The 3,516-nt window shown below is 69.3% G+C and carries 2 protein-coding genes and 1 pseudogene; all 3 read left to right on the forward strand.

The window, feature by feature from the left end:
• A pseudogene (locus ACFV5H_RS37695) lies at positions 1–161 on the forward strand (LytR family transcriptional regulator); the annotation flags it as partial.
• Between the two features lie 166 nt (positions 162–327).
• Positions 328–1,980, forward strand: coding sequence for an LCP family protein (locus ACFV5H_RS37700; protein ID WP_385199176.1), 1,653 nt, complete (start codon positions 328–330; stop codon positions 1,978–1,980).
• 202 nt (positions 1,981–2,182) lie between these two features.
• Positions 2,183–3,516 (forward strand): LCP family protein (locus ACFV5H_RS37705; protein WP_385199177.1); only part of this gene is annotated, 1,334 nt, incomplete at its 3' end.

The raw sequence follows: 3,516 nt of genomic DNA on the forward strand, positions 1-3,516 counted from the left end.
AACCCGGCGAAAGCGTCACCAACTCCCAGGGCCAGCCCACCATGACCCTCACCCTCGGCAAGGACTTCAAGGGCGCCGGAGTCAAACTCGACGCCACTTCCGGCAAGACCCCGGAGGGGGTCCAGAAGTCCACGGCGGACAAGGTCGAGTGCGCCGAGTGACCTGACGGTCCCGTGTCGCGTCCTACAGGGCGGCCCTGTTACGGCCGGAAGGGCAACCGGTCCTCCGGCGCGGTCGTACAGCCATTGAGGGCCGGCGTGTGTCCGACTGTGCGGAAGAGCCGCGCGCGGGGGCACGTTCGCGGGAGCGAGGGCGGGGAGAAGGGGCATGACACACAGCGGTGTGCGAGGAGAGGGAGCACGGCCGGACGCGGTCCGGTCCGCCGGGGGCGGTCCCGGCACGGACGGCACTGACGGCGGGGGCGGCGGACGGCGCGGTCACGGCAGGCCCCCCAAGCGGCGGCACCGCGTGCTCAGATGGTCCGCGATGACGCTGTCGGTCCTGATACTCGGCACGGCCGGCGCCGGATACCTCTACTACCAGCATCTGAACGACAACATCGAGAAGGGCGAGCGCAGCAGCGGCGACTCCAAGGCCCGCAGGACCGAGCCGAACGCCGCCGGTCAGACTCCCCTGAACATCCTGCTCATCGGCTCCGACAGCCGCGCCTCCGACGCCAACGTGGCGCTGGGCGGCGGCAAGGACCACCGCGACAGCGCGCCGCTGGGCGATGTGCAGATGCTGATCCACCTGGCGGCGGACCGTGAGAGCGCCTCGGTGGTGAGCATTCCGCGCGACACCCGGGTCGACATCCCCGAGTGCACCGATCCGGAGACCGGCAGGACCTACCCGGCGACCGACACGATCATCAACGAGTCGCTGGGCCGCGGCGGGGCCGGCTGCACGCTGGCCACCTGGGAGAACCTCACCGGTGTCTACATCGACCACTGGATGACCATCGACTTCGCGGGCGTGGTGCGGATGGCCGACGCCATCGGCGGTGTCGAGGTCTGCGTGAACCAGAACGTGTGGGACCGCCCGCTGCCCGGGATGCCCGGCGGCTCGGGGCTGAAGATGAAGGCCGGGTCCAAGAAGGTGAAGGGCGAGCAGGCGCTGCAGTGGCTGCGCACCCGGCACGCCTGGGGCAGCGACGTGCTGCGGACCCGGGCGCAGCGCATGTACATGAACTCGGCGATGCGCACCCTGCGGGGCCAGAACGTCTTCACCGACACCGGCAGGCTGATGGACCTGGCCGAGGCGGCCACGAAGTCGCTGGTGGTGTCCGAGGAGATCGGCACGGTCAAGAAGCTGTTCGACCTCGGTACGCAGCTCAAGACGGTTCCCTCGAACCGCATCACCATGACGACGATGCCCACCGTCGCGGACCCCGAGAACGCGAACCACCTGCTTCCGGCCGGTGACGACGCCGAGCAGATGTGGGCGATGCTCCGCGACGACGTGTCCTTCGACGACAACGGCGGCAAGGACAGCGGCGAGGACACCGGCAGCGGCGCGAAGGCCTCTGCGAAGCCCTCCGCGAAGCCCTCCGGTGACTCGGCCTCCGATGCCGCCGGCATCGACGTCCTGGTACGGAACGCCACCCGGTCCTCCACCCTCGGACCGGTCGACGGCCGTGCGCACGCCATCACCCGGACGCTGGTGGAGCAGGGCTTCGACCGGGCGACGGCGGACACGTCGGCGACGCTGTCCGAGCAGAGGACCGTCGTCCGTTACCCGGGCGACGAGTCGGCCGAGGACGCCCGGCGGGTCGCCGAGGCGCTGGGAATTCCGGCGAGCGCGACGCGCAGGTCGACGGACGTGTCCGGGGTCACAGTCGACATCGGGGCGGACTGGCGTACGGGCACGTCGTATCCGCGGCAGAAGAAACCGGAGGCCGGGGACCTGCCCGACAGCAGCGACGCCCTGAACGGATCGGATACGGGCAAGTGCATGGACGTGTACAAGCCTTACCGATGGTAGGAATTCAGTACATAAGGTGAGCTGCTCCCCGAGTGGGAACGTCGGATACGTCACCTGTACCGTTCGACGCTCAACTTGGCAGATAGTGTGAGCACCCCCGTGCCCCCGCCATGAGGTCCGCTCTGGCGCAGTGCACTTGCCGACCTTTACCGTGCGCCTTCGGAGCAGGCGCCGCGTGGCCCTGACGGAGGATTGGAAAACCGTGGACGCGCAAGGACGTGGGCGGGCAGACGACGTCGATCCCGCGGATCAGTGGGTACTGAATCCGGATACCGGCGAATACGAACTGCGACTGCCCCCTTCCGCACCGCAGTCGGCCGTCCCGGGCCCGCGCAGGTCCGCCCCGCGCGAGACCACCGAGGGCGCGAAGGGCCGTCGTACGGCCGCGCCCGGCCGTGAGGTCCCGCCCCAGCGGCGACGCCGCGGTACGGCACCGGAGGAACCGGCTCCGGGGCGGCGCGGACGCCGGCCGGCGAAGAAGAAGTCGCGGGGCAAGAAGGTCCTGATGTGGACCGGCGGCACCATGGCGTTCGTCGTCCTCGCCACCGGCGTCGGCGGCTACCTCTACCTCAAGCACCTCGAGGGCAACGTCACGACGACGGACGTGGGCAACGCGGGCAGCAGCAGCTTCAAGAAGGACGAGGCCTTCAACATCCTCATCGTCGGCACCGACAAGCGCACCGGCGAGGGCAACGAGGGCTACGGCGACGCGGGCAGCACGGGGCACGCGGACACCACGATCCTGCTGCACGTCGCCAAGGACCGCTCCAACGCGACCGCGCTCAGCATCCCCCGCGACATGATCGTCGACGTCCCCGACTGCCCGACCACGCAGGAGGACGGGACGGAGAAGGTCATCCCCGGCTCCACCGGCGTCCGCTTCAACACGAGCCTCGGCCAGGACGGCCGGGACGCCGGCTGCACCATGCGCACGGTGAAGGAGGCGACCGGCATCCAGCCCCACCACTTCATGATGGCCGACTTCAACGCGGTCAAGACGCTGACCACGGCGGTCGGCGGCGTGAAGGTCTGTGTGGAGCACGCCGTCGACGACCCGAAGTCCCATCTGGAGCTGCCCGCGGGCGAGTCCCGGATCGAGGGCGAGCAGGCCCTGGCCTTCCTCCGCACCCGGCACTCCTTCGGCAACGAGGGCGACCTGGACCGCATCAAGGTCCAGCAGCAGTTCCTGGGCTCCCTCATGCGGGAGATGTCCTCCAGCGACACCCTCACCAGCCCCACCAAGCTGATCAAGCTGGCCGAGGCCGCGACCAAGGCGCTCACCGTGGACAGCGCCATCGGCAAGGTGGGCACGCTGAAGGACATCGCCCTGGAGCTGAAGAAGGTGCCGCCGAAGAACATCACGTTCCTGACGGTGCCGGTGGTCGACAACCCGGCCGAGAAGGTCAGGGCGACGGTCGTCCCCAACGAGTCCAAGGCGCCCCAGGTCTTCGACATGATCGCGAACGACGTCTCCTTCACCGAGGTCAAGCAGAAGGAGAAGAAGGAGGCCGCCGCGGTCGCCGCCCGCCTCAAGGG

Source organism: Streptomyces sp. NPDC059787 (genome assembly GCF_042732315.1).
Lineage (GTDB): Bacteria > Actinomycetota > Actinomycetes > Streptomycetales > Streptomycetaceae > Streptomyces > Streptomyces atrovirens.